General features: G+C 53.9%; 2 protein-coding genes and 5 pseudogenes. 5 read left to right on the top strand and 2 right to left on the bottom strand.

Features of this window, described 5'->3' with window-relative positions:
• Positions 1-68 precede the first annotated feature (68 nt).
• The 5 genes and pseudogenes from BBW68_RS20815 to asmA form a co-directional block, all read left to right on the top strand.
• Positions 69-185, top strand: a pseudogene (locus tag BBW68_RS20815) (hypothetical protein); the annotation flags it as partial.
• Between the two features lie 3 nt (positions 186-188).
• Positions 189-397, top strand: a pseudogene (locus BBW68_RS20810) (IS5/IS1182 family transposase); the annotation flags it as partial.
• 161 nt (positions 398-558) lie between these two features.
• Positions 559-1,200, top strand: coding sequence for a uridine kinase (gene udk, locus BBW68_RS12985; RefSeq protein ID WP_070135685.1), 642 nt, complete (start codon positions 559-561; stop codon positions 1,198-1,200).
• A gap of 26 nt (positions 1,201-1,226) precedes the next feature.
• Positions 1,227-1,811, top strand: a pseudogene (gene dcd / locus BBW68_RS12980) (dCTP deaminase).
• Between the two features lie 9 nt (positions 1,812-1,820).
• Positions 1,821-3,617 (top strand): outer membrane assembly protein AsmA, encoded by a 1,797-nt coding sequence (gene asmA, locus BBW68_RS12975; protein ID WP_070135684.1) that lies wholly within the window; start codon positions 1,821-1,823, stop codon positions 3,615-3,617.
• Between the two features lie 84 nt (positions 3,618-3,701).
• On the opposite strand, the pseudogene BBW68_RS20805 reads toward asmA, so the two are convergent.
• Positions 3,702-4,080 (bottom strand): annotated as a pseudogene (locus tag BBW68_RS20805) (hypothetical protein).
• A gap of 26 nt (positions 4,081-4,106) precedes the next feature.
• Positions 4,107-4,289 (bottom strand): annotated as a pseudogene (gene tnpB / locus BBW68_RS12970) (IS66 family insertion sequence element accessory protein TnpB); the annotation flags it as partial.
• Positions 4,290-4,402 lie beyond the last annotated feature (113 nt).

Genomic DNA, 4,402 nt, shown 5'->3' with positions numbered 1-4,402 from the left:
TTGAATAAATCGAACTTTTAGGTGACTGGCGGCTCTGATCGCTAAATTTGTTACAATATCAGGTCCCCATGGCAAAGCAAAAGTTTAAAATCACCAATTGGCCTGCATACAACAAAGCACTCAGACAACTCAGTGGTCATATGGGTTCCCTGACGGTCTGGCTTGATGAGTCAGCCATTGCTGCATGAACTGACGATGCACAGGCTCTGCTGGGTCTGATTAACCAGACAACACCGAAAAATTAGGGAAGCTTCAGCAAACGGCGCTTATGACGCGCGTTAAGGCCATATGCGTTGCTGAGGAAAAAGATCAGGCCACTTATCCCGGCGCGAAGCGGGGCGCTGTACTGGCCGGACAAGTCCATGAGCGTAACTCTGATTTATTCAACAAAGCCCTGCTCAGTTTAACGGTGAAAGCATTTGTAGCCTAACGGGAAAGTTCGAAGACAGCGCGGGCGCTTTTCTCTGGCATCAAAGCGGCTAACTCCCTATAATTGCGGCGTTCCATCTAGGTGTATTCATACTTTTCAATATCGTCTAAAAATCAGGTCTTTAATATATGACTGACAAGTCACACGAATGCGTCATCGTAGGTATCGCAGGCCCATCTGCCTCTGGAAAAAGTCTTATTACCAGTACGCTGTATCGCGAAGTGCGCGATCGGGTGGGTGATAAAAATATCGGCGTTATCCCAGAAGATTCCTATTACAAAGACCAAAGCCATTTAACCATGGAAGAGCGGGTTAAAACCAACTACGACCACCCGAGCGCTATGGATCACAGCCTCCTGCTGCAACATCTGCAGATGCTGAAAGCCGGGCAGCAGATTGAACTACCGATCTACAGCTACGTTGAGCATACCCGCACCTCGCAAACGATTATTCTCAAGCCGAAGAAAGTGATTATTCTTGAAGGCATTCTGCTGCTGACCGATGCGCGCCTGCGACAGGAGATGAACTTCTCCATCTTCGTCGACACGCCGCTGGATATCTGCCTGATGCGCCGCATGAAGCGTGATGTTAATGAACGCGGCCGCTCGATGGATTCGGTCATGGCACAGTATCAGAAGACAGTGCGTCCTATGTTCCTGCAGTTTATCGAACCGTCCAAACAGTACGCCGATATAATCGTGCCGCGCGGCGGTAAAAACCGCATTGCTATCGATATCCTGAGCGCAAAAATTAATCAGTTCTTCGAATGATCGAAGCGTCAGCTGGAGTAGCGCATATGAGATTATGTAACCGCGATATAGAAGCCTAGCTCGACAACGGCAAGCTGAGTATTGAGCCGCGCCCGCCAGTTGTGCGTATCAATGGCGCAACCGTTGATGTGCGTCTGGGCAACCAGTTTCGCACATTTCGTGGCCATACGGCTCCCTTTATTGATTTAAGCGCTCCTAAGGATGAAGTCAGTGCAGCGCTTGACCGCGTGATGAGCGACGAGTTTGTGCTGCCGGAATGGGATGCTTTTTATCTCCATCCTAGCGAACTTGCGCTGGCGGTAACGTTTGAATCTGTCACGCTGCCTGATGATTTAGTCGGCTGGCTGGACGGGCGCTCTTCGCTGGCGCGCCTCGGCCTGATGGTGTACGTTACTGCGCACTGCATCGATCCAAGCTGGCAGGGTCGCATCGTGCTGAAACTCTATAATTCAGGTATACTACCGCTGGCGCTGCGCCCCGGGATGCTGATTGGCGCACTCAGTTTTGAGCCACTTTCCGGGCCGGTTGCTCGTCCTTATAACAGCCGTCAGGATGCGAAATACAAGGGTCAGCAAGGTACCGACGCCAGCGGTATAGATAAGACTAAATAAGGATCGAGCATGAAAAGATTGATAACCACACTGGTCATACTCTTGGTGGTGATGGTGGTTGGAATGACTGCGTTAGTGATGCTGGTCAATCCGAATAATTTTCGTGCCTATATGATCCGTCAGGTCGAGCAGCGCAGCGGCTATCAGCTGGCGCTGAACGGTAAGCTGCGCTGGCACGTCTGGCCGCAGCTCAGCATTCTTTCCGGCCCGATAACTCTGACCGCACCCGGTGCGGCCCAGCCGATTGTCCACGCAGACAATATGCGCCTCGACGTCAATTTACTGCCGCTGCTCTCCCATCAGCTTTCCGTGAAGCAAGTGATGCTGAAAGGTGTGGTGGTGCGCCTGACGCCTGACAGCGAAAGCCAGCGTCCGGCAGATGCACCGATTGGTCTGGCCAGTGACAACAGCGCGCTGTTGGTGGATGAGGTGACGCGCGGCTGGCGCTTTGATATCTCCCGCCTGCGTATCAACGACAGCCTGCTGGTCTGGCAGCAAAATAACGGTGAGCAGCTTAACCTGCGCGATTTTAATCTGGCGTTCGATCAGACTCAGCTGCGCCAGGCACACATTGAATTCAGGAGTCGCATCAACCGCAATCAGCGTGAACTGCAGCTCCACTTTAATGCCGATCTCGATATCAGCGATTACCCGAAGCATCTCAGTGCGTTGGTCAACCAGCTTGATTACCAGATGAAAGGGGCCGATCTACCGCAGGAAGGCATCAAGGGTGAAGGGCAGATGAAAGCCCGCTGGGCGGCCGCAGCTCAGCGTTTCGATCTTCGCGATTTCAGCCTCAGCGCCAATGACAGCATGCTGGCTGGCACCCTTTCGGGCACCCTCGGCCAGCGGCCGCAGCTGCTGGCCGATCTGCACTCGCCCAGCCTGAATCTTGACTCCCTGTTCGGGTTTGTCGCCGACGCCCAGAAAAGCACCACCGGGTCAGAGCAGCTCAGCGGGCGTGGGCCGGTAATCTCCAGCATGCCTGAATCTGATAATGCCGATTCGGTGCTTAACGCGATGGACGGTGAATTGATACTGACGGTGGATCAGCTGCGCTGGCGCGGTATGCTGTTCAGCAAGGTTGGGGCACACGGAGTGAGTAAAGACGGGCTGTTGACGATGGACAACTTTAAAGGGCAGTCTGAAAACGGCAGTTTCTCGCTGCCCGGCACGGTTGATGTGCGTACTGCTACGACGCGCGTGACGCTGACTCCTGAGCTGCATCAAATTAATCTGCCACCGCTGCTGAAAAGTTTTGCTATGCCGGACACCGTCAGCGGTGTGCTGTCGCTTAATGGTAACTTTACCGGCAGCGGCCTGAGTGTGGATGCCTTTAAACGCCAGTGGCGGGGCAAAGCCCAGCTCAGAGTGGATAATGCCCAGTTCGCCGGACTGAACTTCCAGCAGCTGATCCAACGCGCGGTGGAAAACAGCAGTAAAGTGCACGGACAGGGCGATGAGAATACGCCGAACCTGCAGTCTATTACCGGCAGCGCCACGTTGAACAATGGAGTGATTGATTTCGGCACGCTGGATGCGCGCTCGAACGTGCTGAACTATACCGGAGCGGGCAGCGTTGATTTGGTTAAGCGGGCGTTGGATGTGCGCTTTTGTGTCACGGTGACGGCAGGCTGGAGCGGCGACGACACGCTGGTTAAGCGCCTGCACCAGCCGGTGCCGCTGCGCATTTACGGTCCGTGGTCAGCGATTAACTACAACCTGAAGGACGATGTGCTGCGCCAGCAGCTGCGTGACGAAGCGCGTCAACGCCTGAAAGAGTGGATTAGCCGCAACCCAGAGTGACAAAAACAGCGATGCGAAAAAGTTACTCAAGGATATGTGACGTAGGGGCGCATGTCGCCCGCGAAACGGTCCGGGCATGCCCGGTTACATTTCGGGATAATTGCACTTTCTGCACGGTGTGTGGGTACGCAACAGATAAACCTCTTCTCCCTCCTGCGGCACGTGCTGCGAATGCTCCATCAGCAGGCTAGCCAGTGTGGTACTCACGCTTATCGTCCAGATCTAGCGGCATATGGCCGTTGGCGGTCTAGCTGCCGTCACTGTGCTGCTCCTGCTGTTTCAGCAGGGGTTTTGCGTCTTCAACTTGTCGGCGAAGTTTTTCGGAGCGGGTACCGAACAGCATTCGCCGCAGGCCATCGCTGAGCGCAGGAACGACTCAGTCTCTGAAACAAGACTGAGCTGACTGTCTTTCTGGCGAAGCGCGTCTTCCAGCGCTGATACGGGCGAGATAGTTCTGACTCATGACCCCATTTATAATGCGGTAATGCTCTTTTTACAACATAGGCACAGGCCATCAGCGTCAGTCCAGAGGATTTTCACGGTATTGCCTTTGCGACCACGGAAGATAAACAGGTGGCCGGAGAACGGGTTTTCATCAAGTGCATGCTGTACCAGCTCGCCCAGACCATTGAACGATTTACGCATATCCGTGACGCCAGCAACCAGCCAGATACGGGTTGTAGTGGCACACTGATACTGGCCACCTGATCGGAAGGTGAGATTCTCACCTTCCCAACACCACAGGTGACCCAATGGCTAAACATTTCACGCCGGAATTTAAGCTC

Source organism: Candidatus Erwinia dacicola, assembly GCF_001756855.1.
GTDB classification, from domain to species: Bacteria; Pseudomonadota; Gammaproteobacteria; order Enterobacterales; family Enterobacteriaceae; genus Erwinia; species Erwinia dacicola.
Note: the sequence above shows the minus strand (reverse complement) of the source record. Positions and strands in the feature narration are given on the sequence as shown.